The organism is Raoultibacter phocaeensis, assembly GCF_901411515.1.
Lineage (GTDB): Bacteria > Actinomycetota > Coriobacteriia > Coriobacteriales > Eggerthellaceae > Raoultibacter > Raoultibacter phocaeensis.
Genome location: NZ_CABDUX010000002.1, coordinates 1,813,999 through 1,828,595, shown reverse-complemented (window position 1 = coordinate 1,828,595; position 14,597 = coordinate 1,813,999). Strand labels below are relative to the sequence as shown.

Here is a 14,597-nt window from a genome sequence, read left to right as displayed (position 1 = left end):
TCATGCGAACGAGCTTGCGGCGAAAGGCGGTTGCGCGACATGCAGCCGCCTTTCGGTCTGCTCGGGCCCTGGTTTGCAGTTCTGCTCATGCGGCTGTTGTTTCGGCTCGGATCGAGGATTTCTGCGCACCGCTCGATCGGCCTTGCTATACTAGCAGCCATGAACATTACCGAAACATTCGCCCACGGCGCCCAGCCCATATCGTTCGAGATATTCCCCCCGAAGGGAGATCTTACGCTTGAGACCGCGCACGAGGTAGCACGCGAGCTCTCTGCGCTCGAACCCGATTTCATCAGCGTCACGTATTCGGCGGGTGGAAGCGGAAACGGCGGTGCCACTACCCAGATCGCCCACATGATCCAGGCCGAGTTCGGCGTGCCCGTCATGGCTCATCTTACCTGCAGGGGGCTTACCGAGCGCACACTCTTTGATCGCGTTGCCGATTTGAAGGCGAAGGGCATCGAAAACGTGCTCGCTTTGCGCGGCGATCGCGTGGACGGATGCGACGTATCCGAGTTCCCCTTCGCGAAGGACACCATCGGCGTGCTCGTCGACGAGGGTTTCTGCGTTGGTGCGGCCTGCTATCCCGAAGGGCACATCGAGTGCGAACGGCTTGAAACGAGCATCGAGCACCTCAAGCAGAAGCAGGATGCGGGCGCATCGTTTTTCGTGTCGCAGCTGTTTTTCGACAACAGCTGTTTCTACCGGTTCCTCGAAGCGTGCCGCGATGCGAACGTCACGGTGCCCATCACGGCGGGGATCATGCCGTTTCTCGGCAAGGCGCAGATCCAGCGGATGGTTTTCATGTGCGGCGCGTCGCTTCCATCGCCTATCATCAAACTGCTCGCCAAATACGAAGACGATGCCGAAAGCCTTCGCAAAGCGGGCATCGAGTACGCGTGCAATCAGCTTGTCGATCTGCAAGCCCACGGGGTGGACGGGCTGCACGTCTACACGATGAACCAGCCGCGCATCGCATGCGACACCGTACGGGCCCTGCGTGCGCAGCGGGGCGCGGCGTTTCAGAAGCCCTGCTGGCGCTAGGCGGCCCCGATTATGGACTACAAAATTGATCGCACCGAGGTTCTGCGGTATCTCGGCTATGCGGGACAGGTGATCGAGCCTCATCTGCACGATCGGATCGACGCAATCATCGATCGGGTAGGGGAAGAGCTCAATCCGACATGCGTTGCAAAGCGGTTCGCTGTGCAGGTGCGCGGCACCGTCACGCGAAACGCCGGGGCGTCCGGCAGCCGAAAGCCCGATGGCGATGAGGTGCTCGGAGGCGACTCCGAGCAGGGAGGTGGCGCTCGGCAGCCCGATAGCGAAGCGCAGATGGTCGATGCTGCGGCGGGCGAGCGAGAGCGCCCCTTCGTCGAGGTACTCGGTACTCCGCTTATGCTCGAAGGCTTCGATATCGTACGCCACCTCAACGGAGCGTGCGAGTGCGTGCTTTTGGCGTGCACGCTCGGCGCGAAGAGCGAGCAGGAGCTCGCTCGGTTGAAGGTGATCAATCCCCTCGATGCGCTCGTATACGATGCTGCCTGCTCGGCTTTGATCGAGCGGGTTGCGGATGCCGCGGAAGCGACCGTCGTCGCCGAGGCGGCGATGCGCGGCCTACAGGCGAATTGGCGCTACAGCCCGGGCTACGGTGACCTGCCGCTTGCCGTCCAACCGCGTCTCGTGGCGGTGCTCGGGGCGTTTGAGTCGCTCGGGCTTTCGGTTACCGACACCGATCTTCTGGTGCCCACGAAAAGCATCACCGCCATCATCGGCCTGTTCGACGGGCCCGTCGCCGATGCCGAGGTGCGCGTTTGCTCGCTTTGCCGCATGAGGGATTTCTGTACGTTTCGAACAACCGGAAGGGTCTGCCATGGATAATCATTCGGAAGCCCGCGCCGCCCGCCTGCGCGTTACGTCGTTTTGCAAAGACATGCCCTACGACCGGCTTGCGGGCCTCACCATCAAAGACGATCATCTTGCCGCGGTGCTTCGGGGCGAAGCGTATTTGGTGCAAGACGGTGCGATGGGAACGATTCTTCAGGCGCGCGAGCTCGTTCAGCCCGGCCAAGAACCCGATCTGCTCACCCTTTCGAATCCCGAGGGTGTAACCGCGATCCATGCCGACTACGTGGCGGCAGGAGCGCAGATGCTCACCACGAACACGTTTTGCGCGAACCGACGCAAGCTCGACGGGCAGGCGCGCGTCGAAGAGGTGTTCGCTGCAGCCATCCGTTGCGCGAAAGAGGCGGGCGGACGCTACATCGCCGCGAACATCGGACCGATCGGCGCGTTGCTCGAACCGCTCGGCACGCTGTCATTCGACGAGGCGTACGATCTATTCGCCGAACAGGTGGTGGCTGCGCGCGATGCGGGAGCCGATCTGCTCGCCATCGAAACTTTCACCGATCTGCTCGAGGCGAAGGCGGCGGTGCTTGCGGCCAAAGAAAACTGCGACCTGCCCATCTTCATCTCGATGACGTTCGGTGAAGACGGGCGCACCTTCCTCGGCACGAGTCCCGAGGTCGCAGCCATCACGCTTTCGTCGCTCGGGGCGCATGCGGTGGGCGTGAACTGCTCGCTCGGCCCCGACGAGCTTGCGCCGATCGTCGAGAGCATGGTCGCCTATACGCCGTGCCCAGTGGTCGTGCGACCCAACGCCGGCCTTCCGCGCGTCGAAGGGGATCGGACCGTGTACGACGTGACGCCCGACGAGTACGGGCGCGCCATGGAGCGCATATTCGCCGCGGGCGCAACGGTTCTGGGCGGATGCTGCGGCACCACGCCCGCCTACATCGAGAAGATCGCTGCCTTGGCGAAGGGTCGGGTACCCGAAGCGCGCCGTCTCGATCCGGTGTGTGCGGTGACGGGATCGCAGGAAGCGGTAATCCTCAAGGGATGCAAACCCGCTACCGCTGTGATCGGCGAGCGCATCAATCCCACGGGCAAACCGCGGCTCAAAGAGGCGCTTGTGTCGGGCAACCTCGATTACGCGATCGGGGAAGCCATTGCGCAGGAAGAAGCGGGTGCACAGATACTCGACGTGAACGTGGGCCTACCCGAGATCGACGAGCCTGCCGTGCTGCTCGATCTTGTGAAGAAGCTGCAGGTGGCTTCGCGGTTGCCGCTCCAAATCGATTCGAGCGACCCGGAGGCCATCGAAACCGCGGTACGCCGCTATGCGGGCAAGCCCATCATCAACTCCGTGAACGGGAAGCGCGAGAGCCTCGAAGCCATCCTTCCGATAGCCAAGCACTACGGGTGCGCGCTCGTTGCGCTCACGCTCGATGAGAACGGCATCCCCCCGACCGCCGAAGAGCGTTTTGCCATCGCAGAGCGCATTGTGCAGACGGCTGAAACTTACGGAATCACCCGGCACGACATCGTGATCGACTGCCTCGTCATGGCGGTGTCGACGAATCAGCAAGAGGCGCGCGAAATACTTAAGGCCGTCACGCTTGTGAAGGAGCGGCTCGGCGTGCGCACCACGCTCGGCGTGTCGAACGTAAGCTTCGGTTTGCCGCAGCGCGAACTGGTGAACGCGACGTTTCTCGCAGCCGCCTTCGGAGCAGGTCTCGACATGCCCATCCTCAATCCGCTGTCCGAGCGCTACATGGACGTAGTGAAGAGCTTCCGCGTGCTCGATGCGGAGGATAGGCAGGCTTCGGCCTTCATCGAAGAGTATGCGGCCAAGCCCGACCCGTACCGTGCCGGTAAAAGCGGCTCGACGCTTCGGGCGGCGAAGGGTGCTGCCGATGCGCTCGCAGCTGCAGATGCGGTGGCATCCGACACGCCATCCGCGCAGACGGCGGGCTTGGATTCGGCGGACGTGCTCGGCGCTTCGCCTGCGCTAGACCGCCCTTCCTCTGCCCAAGGCGAAGCGCACGCCGACGATCCGCTCGAATCCATCAGGCATTTCATCATGACGGGTAGAAAAGAGCAAATGGCCGAAGCGACCGAGCGGCTCCTTGCCGAGCGGGCGCCCATGGAGATCGTCAACGACGTGTTCATCCCCATCCTCGATCTCGTGGGTGCGAAGTTCGAGCGGGGCGAATTCTTCCTGCCGCAGATGATGGCGTCGGCTGAGGCGGTGAAGGCAGGGTTCGATACCATTCGCGCTCACGCCGAGCCCGGGGCGTTCGAAAGCGATAAGCGCATCGTGCTTGCCACGGTGAAAGGCGATATCCACGATATCGGCAAGAACATCGTGCGGATGCTTCTCGAGAATTACGGCTATCGGGTGATCGACCTCGGGCGCGACGTGTCGCCCGAAGCGGTGCTCGCCGCCGTTCGGGAACATGACGTGCATCTCGTGGGTCTTTCGGCGCTCATGACCACGACGGTCAAGGCGATGGAGGAGACCATCCGCCTGCTTCGCGAGCAGGCGCCCGATTGTGCGGTGTTCGTCGGGGGAGCGGTGTTGAATCCCGAGTACGCCGCGATGATCGGAGCCGACTACTACGGCAAAGATGCCGCCGAAGCTGCCCGCATCGCCGGCTCCTTCTTCGAACAGCGAGGCTAAAACGTTGCAATATCGGATTCTCGGTTCCGCACGCAGCATTCTCTTGCTATGATGGATACCTGGTATTTCTCCCGAAGAGAAGGGGTTTGCTATGGGACAGAAAGCAACGGAAGAGCTTGACGTTTCATTTGATGAGCTGCCGATGTACCTTCGCGCTCATCACTCGGCGTACATGGAGGTCGAAGGCAAGCTGTACTACCTGACCGACGTGAACGACCGGTACTGGAGGGCGCAGGACACCGCGCAGCTCAATGAAAAAGGTCACTACGTCGATGCAAGCGAGCTGGTGCCGACCATCGGCGAGTTCATGGCCCTGCCCTTCATAGACGGCAAGACGATCGAAGAGGTGTTCGACAAAGCCGTCTTCTACGCATCTGAGAAAAGCGAATAAATCTGAAAAGGCGGCTGACGATCAGCCGCCTTTCGTTTGATTTCCCGCGTTGCTCGCTTGTACCCAGAGCCTAAGGCTTACTTGCTCAGCGCTTGATCGCACGAATGGCGATGAGGTTCATGTGCTTTTTCGCTCCCGCTTCCATGGCGGCGCGGTCGTGCTGTGCGTACTCGTTTCCGGATGCGAGCCAGTCGTCCCATGCTCGCTCGAAGCACGCCATCTCGGTGATCGATACGATGTCGATCGATTCCGAGCGGCCGAGCAGGTCGCTCCACCACGCAATCGAGCGTATCGATTCCAGGTCCTCGGGCGTCCACGACAAAAGCAGTTCGGGCGGCACATCGTCGCCGAAGTCCCGCACCATGCCAGGTACGGCAAGTCGGATTTCTCCCCCTGGTTTCACGTAGGCCGAAACGGCGTCGATCACGCCTTCCTCGCATCCGAAATAGTGGTAGGAATCGATGCTCACGAGCGCGTCGAAGTAGCCATGGGCGAACGGCATATCGAGTGCATCGGCGTGAACAGGCACGATCCGATCGTCGGCACCCTGTTTGCGGAACCGCTCGAAGTTTTCTGTTGCGGTGATCCACAGATCGGCGGCGAAGATAGTCGATGGCGTGCGGTTGTACAGGACGAGCGAAGAAACCCCCTTGCCGCAGCCGAGATCGAGTATGCGCGAGCCCCTTGGAAGCTCGAGGTCTTGGACGAGCTCTTCGGCGAGCAGGGCGGTGTTGGGTCCCATGATGTTCGATGCGATAAATTCGTCGGTCAGTTCGATGGACATGACGTTCGGCGCTCCTTGCTGTTCTTGTCTGCGCGGACGTGGGTAGTCGACCCATTGTCGCATGCCGACAAAAGCGGCGCAAACGGGTACGGTGCATGGTTTCTTTTCGGTATCGGTGGCGGGTGCGGGTGTGGGCGAATGAAAGGGGCTCGACATGCGGAAGGAATCTACAAAAACCGCTTCGAGTTGGCAGAGATTTACGATCGTGAACTCGAAAAGCGGTGTTTACGGCATATGTTAGAGTGATACTTTTGTGCGTTCGCACGAGAGGTCCTGATCGAAAAGTTATCTTCTTCCCTATGTGAGTTCACGATCGCAAATCTCAGCCAACTCGAGAGCGTTGCCACGGTTTTTCCCCGCAACCGCCCGTGCGGCGGGAAACTGCTCTGGGTCGCGCCGGGGTTTCGGCAAGGCGCGGGCCCTGGGTCATCCGATAAGATCCGATCGGCCGGGTTCCAGTCCGTTTTTACCGAACAGACTTCCGCGGGGCGGTTTCCGTACGGAAATCGTGCCATATGGCATGATTTCTGTCCTGATTTCTTCTCTGCATTTTCGGCCCACCGCAAGCTTTTTGCATTATACCTGATCAAATCGGTATATACCTTCTCTGCGAATATTGTTCTTCAACGCGGACCGTGCCATATGGCACGATAGATGTTCGAGCGAGACTCCATGCCTCAAGCGCTTCTGGCGCAGGATGAGAACGGCGGACTCGGAAGTGGCTGCTCGCCCGCGATAGGTTCCCCGAGGCTCGCCCGCAACCGGCTCCGAAGGCGGCTCGCTTGCGACCGTCTACGGAATCGCCTGCTCGCGGGCATAGCCCTACGCGCCTACGCACCTGGGGGATTCATCCTGTGGAAAGCCGCTGTGCGCGCAACCTTCGCGCAGTCGATGCTCTATACTCGACAGGAAAAAGCGAGCGGGAGGACCGTATGATCATCGGATACAAGGGAGCGGTGCCCGACGTAGGTGCGGCGGTATTCGTAGCCGACAGCGCCGCCGTGTGCGGCGATGTGGTTGCAGAAGAGGGAAGTTCGATCTGGTTCGGCGCTGCTATCAGGGCGGAATTGGCCCCCATCCGTATCGGGAAGAGGAGCAACGTGCAGGACAACGCTACGCTGCACTCCGATCACGAAAGCCCCGTCATCATCGGCGACGACGTGTCGGTGGGGCACAACGCTATCGTTCACGGTGCTGTGGTGGAGGACGGGGCGCTCATCGGCATGCACGCAACGGTGCTGAACGGAGCCCGTATCGGTAAGGGCGCGCTCATCGCAGCTGGGGCGCTTGTGAAAGAAGGGGAAATCGTGCCCGAACGCGCGCTTGTGGTGGGGGTTCCGGGAACGGTCGTCCGCACGCTTGACGATGCGGCGGTCGAGCATAATCGAACAAACGCCCAGGTGTACGTCGACGACGCGATGGAGTATGCGCGTACGCACGTTGCCGGATGAGGCGCATCCCAAGCGCGAAGCGAAGCGGGACGGTACGTACGGCGCGCGTTGTCTTGCAAGGGGTTATGTCAGGCGCGAGGCAGAAGCAGACGGTGCAACGTGCGCCCGTGCGTCGCAAGATGCCTTTCGAGGCGAAATCAACATGAACTGTTGATGCGCGTCCGCGCGCCATGGTTGACAATGGCAATGCGATCCGAGGAGGCGAACGATATGCTGGGAAGGGTTACGGGCACGGTCGGCGAACCGCTGACGTTTTCGGGGTATGCGGACGATTTCGACAAGGCCATCGCGGCCATCGAGTTCTCGCTTGACGAGGGGGCTACGTGGACGCGGCATGATACACCTGACGCGACGAGTGACAAGCTGCTCACGTGGAGTTTCGTCTACACGCCGACGCAACCCGGCCTGTACCGGTTGCGGGTTCGGGCGGTAAACGAAGACGGCACGCGCAGCCCGTTGGCCGATGTCGTCGAGTTCGAGGTCGATTGACGCTTCCGCGGCAAAAGGACGAAGGCGCGCCCCGTATACGGCGGAGAACGAGATGGCATCGCGAGCGCGCGGCACCGATCCGCCCCGAATGCAGCAGAGAGCGCAGGTGCATCGCGAGTGCGTGCGGTGCCGATTCAGCGTCAAGCATACATGTTCTCATTCATCTAAAACACGCTCGTTCTCGATCAGGTCGATGAGCTCTTGGCGCGAGTGGATTCCCAGTTTCTGGTAAATGTGATGGACATGCGAGTTCACGGTGGCGAGCGAAACGCTGAGGTCTTCGGCGATACGGCTCGCCGATCTGCCCTTCGCCACCAGCGTGAGCACTTCCGATTCGCGGTCGGAAATGCCCGAGCGTTTTGCAAGATGGTCGCATTGTCGCTTGAAGCGGGGCGTGTGGACAGGCAAAGGCAAGCTTGAGAGGATCTCAACGCAGTCTCGTTCGGTAAACACGAAAACGAACGCAACGGCGGCGGCGAGCCCGAGTACTACGGCAAGCGCCTGGACTGCCTCTACGCCGACCGTGCGGCAGAGCTGTTCGAGTCCGATTCCCGCTAAAGCGCCCGCCGCCCATGCGGTGCGCGCGTAACCGAACACGAGTACGGGGCACAGCGAGAACCCGATGCTGATTTCGAATGCGACCATGATCATTGTGAGCTGGAAGAAAAACGAGCTCAGATCGAGCAGGGTATGCGCGATCCAGTTGCCTTCGAGCAGATAAGGAATGCAGAGCACGACGCCGAGTAAGAGCACGAAAGCCGTACGGTACAAAGCGGACACGCCATCGGCGCTGCGCGCGTCGAATATAGCGAGCAGCCACACTGAGCAGGCGAGTTTCAGGGCAAGCGCACCGAGGTTGATTACGCCGGCGTAAAACGTGATGGCAGTTCCGTTGAGCAAGAGGTTCCGGACCGCTTCGATGATGGCGATCACCAGAAAGAGGCACAAGCAGAATCTCAGAAGCAGCCGCTTTCTGCGCGCGTCGGGTTTAGCGGGATCCCGTTCGAAAATGAGCGTCGCGCTTTTCGGATTTCTCCACAATAAAGCGATCGATGCGAGGGGCAGAATCGAGGCGATCGCGGCGGAAACCCAAGGGCTCATCTGATCGGAAGCGAGCATGTTGGCAAGCGGGTAGGTAAGGGTTGTGGCGACGACGACGCTGATTGCGAGTCCCATCATATCGCGTGTGCCGACGAACGCGTCGAACCATGCGAGGAACAAGCCTGCAAACCCGACGCCCACAGCAATGGCGGCGAGGTAGATGAGTTGAACCGAAAGCTCGGGAACGAGCGCCGATAAGGGGCCGAGCATGCTACCGAGGGCGGCGACGATACCGATCCCCAGATTAAAGCGCCGGTTGCGGAGCGCTTTGCGTGCGCGCTTCGGACAAACGGCCGCCGCCACCGAGAGGGCAAGTGCTGTCGAAAGCGACACCCAACGAAGGTCGAGAAAGGGCGACGTGTACGTAATAGGGTCGGGAAGGGATACGCACAAGACGTTCCATGTCTGACAAAGGGCGAACCCGACGGCGAACGGCCAGTTGATCGAAGCGAGTATGCGCGCAGCGCCTTTTTCGTTCGGTAAATGCACGAGCTGCGCAAGCAAGCCGTCGTGCGATTCGGTGGTCTTCTTCTGCATGCTTCTCCCCATATGCGATCAACAGAAACTGTTGATCGTGGTTTCCGTCCCGCTCAAACCCTCATCGAACCAGTCATCCATCTGCTTATACTGTAGCACGTTTGCCTTTCATGAGTTTCTCTGGATGACGCGACCGATGCAAATTCATATCCTTTGAAAAAGGGGGCTTCCGGCAACGTGAAGCATCGGAAGCCAGAAACGAAAGGAGGGTTTCAATGGGAAAGCGGCTGACAACGATTCTGCTGATCGCGCTTTCGGCCTGTGCGCTTGCGTGCTGTTTGTGGGCGTGCTCGGGCCAACCGCAGCAGAGCGCACCGAAGGAGTCGGCTACCGCGAGCGAACCAGCAGGCGATTCGCCCGAGCAGGCAGATGGCGTCGACGCTGAGGCGGATCGCATCAAGATGCTCCAAGGGGAGGAGAAGGTGGCGGCGGCTCAGGAGTTCTACGCGCCGAAAGTCACTACGGAAGACGACGGCACGCAGATCCAGCTCGTTCCGAACGATCCGTACATGTGGAACACGGCGATCCTTAAGGGCGAGAACCGCGGATGTGTGGCCGAAGGCTGCCACTCTTCGCTGATCGACGCACCGCAACTTCTGCCGATGACGCATCCGAAACTGTGGAATCCATACAACGTGGATGCTTCGCTCAAGTTTTGCTACATGTGTCATTCCAAGGCTCTGTTCATGCAGGACAGCATGCATGCACTGCATATGGACTCAGACGAGTTCAAGGGCGATTGCAATTCCTGCCACTACATCAACCCGACGACAGGCGAACATGAGATGTGGGATCTCGTGAAGTACGACACCGCCTACATGGGCATCACGCCCGTACCCGAGGTTGCGGGAGACTTCAGCTTTACGCAGGATTCCATCACCCCGACCGACCAGGTGTTCTACTACTGGGAAAACGCCAACCATCAGGGCATTACTCCCGACAACGATACATCCGAGGAGGCGTACCAGAACTGGGAGATCAAGGTGGGCGGCACGGTGGAAAGCGAATTCACCTTCAAGCTCACCGATTTCGAAGACCAGATGGTCGATCGAGTGTACAAGATGGACTGCCAGACCAATCCTCCTGGCGGTGCCTATGTTGCAAACGTTGAGGTCAAGGGCATCCCGTTATCAGTGCTCATGGAAAAGGCCGGCGTTGGCGCCGACTGGAACGCGCTACACTCCATTGCCGATGACGGCTGGGATGTGTATCCGCTACCAAAGGAATACGTCGACCAGTACAAAGACGACATCCTGCTTGTAACCGAGATCAACGGCGAGAAGCTCGGCATGCTGCAAGGCTATCCCGTGCAGTTGTGGACGCCGACGCTCGGTGGATGCCACTACACGAAGCGCGTCGTGGAGCTGAGCTTCGCGAACGACCCGGTCGAGCCGAAGTATTTCAAGGGGTTCACGAATCCGAAGACAGGCGAGATGTTCAACAAGCCCAACACGGCGATATTCAACTATGCGAACGGCACGATCTTCAAGGCTGGTGAAGCGATCGAGTTCGAAGGCTTTGCCGATGCGTATGAGGTTCCAGTAACTGCCGTCGAGGTATCGCTTGACAAGGGCAAGACGTGGACAACCTACGATCTCGGCGAGACCGACACGATGCGCTGGGTGAACTGGAAGCTTACCTATACGCCCGAAAAACCGGGGTCGTATCTGATCAAAGTGCGCGCGGTGGCCGCCGATGGCAGCGTGAGCACCGATCCGTCGCAGCTGTTCTTCAACGTGCAGTAGAAGGGAGGAATCATGAAACATGCGGTAACGAAGATCGTGGGCGCGGCGGCTGGCGTAACGCTGCTCGCTCCGGGCGTCGTCGCGTTCGCGGAACCGGCGGATGCCGTTTTGCCCGACGACTCCAACGCAACGTGGAATCACGTCGAGAGTTCAGCGACCGTGCAGGCGCCGTTTGTATCGGTTGCCGGTGTCGAAGGATCGTTTGCTTACCAACAGTCGATCATAACGCCGAACTGGAAGATCGCGGAAGTGTTCCAGAAGGCTACGAACGCGCTCTGCAACGCGACGACCGAATTCACGGTAACTGCGCCGAGCGATTGGTCCGTATCGGTTTCGGGCGATGTTGAGAATGCCTATTCGGCGACGCTCGGAGAGCTTGCGGCCGACGACGAGCAGACGAAGCTCATGGGCTGCTCGTGCGCAGCGAACACCGCAGGAGGCGCGGCGGTCATCAACGCCGAGGTTACCGGCGTGCCGCTTGCAACGATTGTCGAACGTGCCGTGCCGCTGCCAGGCGTGAACACGGTTACGCTCGTCTCGGAAGACGGCTATACGATGTCGCTGCCTTACGACTACGTCATGGCGCGCACATCGATTCTGTCGTACGCGATCAACCACGAGGGGCTCTCGGAATCGGTCGGGGGCACCAATCAGCTCTGGATCGATTCGACGGCGGCGAAGTACTTCACACGCAACATCGTTTCGATTGAGCTGACTGCCGAGGATGAGGCGCCCGCGGTTCCAGGGACCGAGGACGCGCCCGAAGGCCAGTACGCGAACCGTCCGAACGTAGGGATCACGAGCGCCGGATAGCGGGGCGTAGCTCGGGGTCGAACGCCCTCGGCTCCGGATCGTAATCGGAGCCGAGGGAGAAAGGGCACGTGCGCGCACGCGGATAGAACAAAGAGCACGATCAGCCACGGCGAAAGGGCACGTGCGCGCACGCGGGCGAACGGCGAGGGTCGCGATTATCCGATTACGGCCCTCGCCCATATAAACGGGCGAGGGCCTTTTCTATTGCCCGTTTCTTCTTAAGCCGCAAGGCGGCCGGCAATGCATGCGGCTGCTTACTTGACGGCTACAAGCACGTCGGTCGCCTTTACGATGGCGACGGCGGGGGAGCCTTCGGCAAGGCCGAGGTCGTCGATGGCTTCGTTGGTGATCGATGCGGTTATCGTGGTGCCGTCGGCGATCTCGATGGCAACGTGGCCGTTGACCGCGCCCTTCTCTATTTTGATGACGGTCCCGGGGAACTGGTTGCGGGCGGAGATGGTGGCGATAGGTTCGCCGCCTGCGGCGACAAGCACGTTGGAGGCTTTGATGATGGCGACGGCTTCTTTGCCCTCGGCGAGGCCGAGATCCTTGATGGCCTCCATGGTGATGTCGCTTTTGATGGTTTGCTCGCCGACCTTGATGGCGACGACGCCGTTTACGGCGCCCTCCTTGACGGCGGAAACGGTGCCTGCAAGCTGGTTACGTGCCGAAATCTTCATATGGTGCTCCTTCTCGTGGGGTTTTCACTGCCGCCGTTGTGCGGCGCTTCTGTACGGTTGCAACTCTACGGGATTTCGCGTCTTCCGCAACGGTGTAAGGAAAATTGTTGGCAATCCGCCTTGTTTCGCTTCGTTTCGCACAAAACCGTACTATACTTAAACAAGGATAAAAAGGGGCGAACATGGAATACACGCATAAAGCTTTAGTAGCCGACGATGTTGCGCGCATGCTCGATGTGAGCAAGAACACCGTGTACAGCCTTGCCAAAGAAGGGAAGCTCGCGTCGTACAAAGTCGGCCGCAAGCTGCGCTTCACCCTCGACGATGTGCAAGCCTACATCGCGCAGTCTCATCAAGACTCAGCTGGAAAACCCCCGACTGCGGCGCGGTTGACGCAATCGGTAGGTACTGCGAAGTGGGTTCCGCCTGTTTCGGGTATCGGCAACCGTATTCCGAGAACAACGTCTGACGCGTTTTTACTCGGGGGGTCGGACGCCATGGTGGATGGCCTCTGCTCGTGTCTCGCCGAGATGGGCGTCCATGTCGTACGTAGTTATCAGAACAGTTACCAAGCGCTCGTCGATCTGTACTTCGGATACCTCGATGCAGCAGCGGTGAGCCTGTGGGACAGCTCAAGCGAATCGTGCAACCTTCCTTACATCAAGCGTCTTCTGCCCGGCATGCCGGTGAAGGTATATCAGATGGCTTACTACACGCAAGGGCTGCTCGTGCAACGGGGAAACCCGCTCGGCCTGCGATCGTGGAGCGATCTGCTGCGTTCGGGGGCCGTGCTAGCAAACCGAGAGAGAGGTTCGGCGGCACGCGTGTTGCTCGATGAGCGGTTGCGCATCATGGAAGCCGATCCGAAAGCGATACCCGGGTACGACCGCGAGATATCGTCGGCCCTCGTACAAGGGTCGCTTATTGCCCGCAAGGATGCCGATGTGGGCATCGGCATCGAGAAAGTGTACCACCAGGTGAAAGGACTCGACTACCTGCCGCCCAGACCGAGCAGCTTGTGCTCGTGGTAGCGAAGAAGCCTTCGACCGACCGCAGTATGCGTACCGTGCAGCAGAGCCTTAAAAGTGAAGCGTTCAGGCAGAGCCTCGCAAGCATGGTGGGCTACGACTTCCGACTTCTGGGGGAATGCATCTACGAAACGTGAGGGCTGTGCTACCCGTATCGAAAAAAAACAAGCCGGATGAGCGATCATCCGGCTTGTACTGTCTCTGGTGGAGCCTAGGGGGATCGAACCCCTGACCTCATGGCTGCCAGCCATGCGCTCTCCCAGCTGAGCTAAGGCCCCGAAAAAGTGCGAGATTCAGTATACCTGACTCAGGTGCTCGGTCAAGTCCTAATTTCGCGCGAAACGAAGGTCCTTCACCGTTACAGCAGATTCTGAGTCCGCTGGTTTCCAGGCGCATGCAGCTCGCCAGGGCACCGTTACGGAACCGTAACCCTCGCTCGACGTTGCGGCCAGCTGTTCTTGGTACAGTATACTAATATGGTAGTTTCGCGGCTTCGTATAGGACGGAGCCGTTCGTTTCATGTAAGTGCATCGACTCGGACGGACAAGGTAATGGGCAGTGAAAAGAAGGTTCCCATCGGGACCGATGGGAAGCCGATGACGTCGTGGCAGGTTTGGCTGCGGAGACTGTGCATCGTCTTGATCGTGTGGGCGGCGCTCGAAGTGGTGCTCGGCGTCCTGCTCGTCGCGTTTTCGGGGTTCGTGCCCGCCGATCTGCTCAAGGGAATCAAAGGCTTCGGGGAAAACCTCGATGCGCAGTTCTTCGCCAAGTTTCTCGGCGTGTCGGCCATGGTGGGTGCCGCCATCAACGTCGTCGTAGCCCTTTTAGGAATACGCGGTGCGAAGAATCCTCAGAAGATCGCGCTGTTCTTCTGGATCGCGCTCATCGATGCCGTCGTAACGGCATGGGCGCTTGCAAGCAGTATCTCGCAAGGTGCGCTCGATCCGAGCAGCCTCATAAGCGGGCTGTTCATCATCTCGCTCGCCGTGTGCGCCTGGCAGGTGCGCAAGCAGACGGGCTACTTCGACATCCACCCGTAAAAGCGCGCACACCTGC

The 14,597-nt window shown here is 59.9% G+C and carries 14 protein-coding genes and 1 tRNA gene; 11 read left to right on the top strand and 4 right to left on the bottom strand.

All coding sequences use genetic code 11. The annotated features are described in order from the left end of the window. Positions 1–39 precede the first annotated feature (39 nt). The 4 genes from FJE54_RS15670 to FJE54_RS15655 all read left to right on the top strand — a co-directional run bounded on the left by FJE54_RS15670 (position 40) and on the right by FJE54_RS15655 (position 4,913). A complete protein-coding gene (locus FJE54_RS15670) occupies positions 40–1,044 on the top strand; it encodes a methylenetetrahydrofolate reductase (protein ID WP_255467466.1) in 1,005 nt (334 codons plus the stop codon). A 12-nt stretch (positions 1,045–1,056) separates the two neighbouring features. Then, positions 1,057–1,881, top strand: a complete 825-nt coding sequence (locus FJE54_RS15665) for a vitamin B12 dependent methionine synthase (protein WP_139653711.1) — start codon at positions 1,057–1,059, stop codon at positions 1,879–1,881. Further along, on the top strand, positions 1,874–4,522 hold the full coding sequence (locus FJE54_RS15660) for a homocysteine S-methyltransferase family protein (protein WP_255467465.1): 2,649 nt from the start codon (positions 1,874–1,876) through the stop codon (positions 4,520–4,522). Before FJE54_RS15665 ends, FJE54_RS15660 begins: the two co-directional genes overlap by 8 nt. Before the next feature lie 91 nt (positions 4,523–4,613). Continuing rightward, on the top strand, positions 4,614–4,913 hold the full coding sequence (locus FJE54_RS15655; protein ID WP_139653710.1) for a CDP-alcohol phosphatidyltransferase: 300 nt from the start codon (positions 4,614–4,616) through the stop codon (positions 4,911–4,913). Between the two features lie 85 nt (positions 4,914–4,998). On the opposite strand, the gene FJE54_RS15650 is transcribed toward FJE54_RS15655, so the two are convergent. After that, a complete protein-coding gene (locus FJE54_RS15650) occupies positions 4,999–5,697 on the bottom strand; it encodes an SAM-dependent methyltransferase (RefSeq protein ID WP_139653709.1) in 699 nt (232 codons plus the stop codon). Positions 5,698–6,629: 932 nt separating this feature from the next. Here FJE54_RS15650 and FJE54_RS15645 point away from each other — a divergent pair. Together FJE54_RS15645 and FJE54_RS15640 are read left to right on the top strand one after the other, a co-directional pair. Continuing rightward, positions 6,630–7,148: a gamma carbonic anhydrase family protein gene (locus FJE54_RS15645; protein ID WP_139653708.1), complete on the top strand. Its 519-nt coding sequence runs from the start codon at positions 6,630–6,632 to the stop codon at positions 7,146–7,148. A gap of 210 nt (positions 7,149–7,358) precedes the next feature. Then, on the top strand, positions 7,359–7,637 hold the full coding sequence (locus FJE54_RS15640; RefSeq protein ID WP_139653707.1) for a PKD domain-containing protein: 279 nt from the start codon (positions 7,359–7,361) through the stop codon (positions 7,635–7,637). 156 nt (positions 7,638–7,793) lie between these two features. Here the strand turns inward: FJE54_RS15640 and FJE54_RS15635 are convergent, their stop codons facing one another. After that, on the bottom strand, positions 7,794–9,275 hold the full coding sequence (locus tag FJE54_RS15635) for a helix-turn-helix transcriptional regulator (RefSeq protein ID WP_180326785.1): 1,482 nt from the start codon (positions 9,273–9,275) through the stop codon (positions 7,794–7,796). A gap of 215 nt (positions 9,276–9,490) precedes the next feature. Between FJE54_RS15635 and FJE54_RS15630 the strand changes: the two genes are divergently transcribed. Next, complete coding sequence (locus FJE54_RS15630; RefSeq protein WP_139653705.1) at positions 9,491–11,020, top strand: molybdopterin-dependent oxidoreductase; 1,530 nt, start codon at positions 9,491–9,493, stop codon at positions 11,018–11,020. A gap of 12 nt (positions 11,021–11,032) precedes the next feature. Next, complete coding sequence (locus tag FJE54_RS15625) at positions 11,033–11,833, top strand: molybdopterin-dependent oxidoreductase (protein ID WP_139653704.1); 801 nt, start codon at positions 11,033–11,035, stop codon at positions 11,831–11,833. A gap of 254 nt (positions 11,834–12,087) precedes the next feature. Here FJE54_RS15625 and FJE54_RS15620 read toward each other — a convergent pair whose 3' ends face one another. Further along, positions 12,088–12,513, bottom strand: a complete 426-nt coding sequence (locus FJE54_RS15620; protein WP_139653703.1) for a TOBE domain-containing protein — start codon at positions 12,511–12,513, stop codon at positions 12,088–12,090. Positions 12,514–12,695: 182 nt separating this feature from the next. On the opposite strand from FJE54_RS15620, the gene FJE54_RS15615 reads away from it, so the two are divergent. Beyond that, a complete protein-coding gene (locus FJE54_RS15615) occupies positions 12,696–13,544 on the top strand; it encodes a substrate-binding domain-containing protein (RefSeq protein ID WP_139653702.1) in 849 nt (282 codons plus the stop codon). After that, positions 13,538–13,678, top strand: a complete 141-nt coding sequence (locus tag FJE54_RS16115; protein WP_180326784.1) for a hypothetical protein — start codon at positions 13,538–13,540, stop codon at positions 13,676–13,678. Before FJE54_RS15615 ends, FJE54_RS16115 begins: the two co-directional genes overlap by 7 nt. A 65-nt stretch (positions 13,679–13,743) precedes the next feature. On the opposite strand, the gene FJE54_RS15610 is transcribed toward FJE54_RS16115, so the two are convergent. Further along, positions 13,744–13,819: transfer RNA gene (locus FJE54_RS15610), tRNA-Ala, on the bottom strand. 273 nt (positions 13,820–14,092) lie between these two features. Between FJE54_RS15610 and FJE54_RS15605 the strand changes: the two genes are divergently transcribed. Then, a complete protein-coding gene (locus tag FJE54_RS15605; protein WP_139653701.1) occupies positions 14,093–14,581 on the top strand; it encodes a hypothetical protein in 489 nt (162 codons plus the stop codon). Positions 14,582–14,597 lie beyond the last annotated feature (16 nt).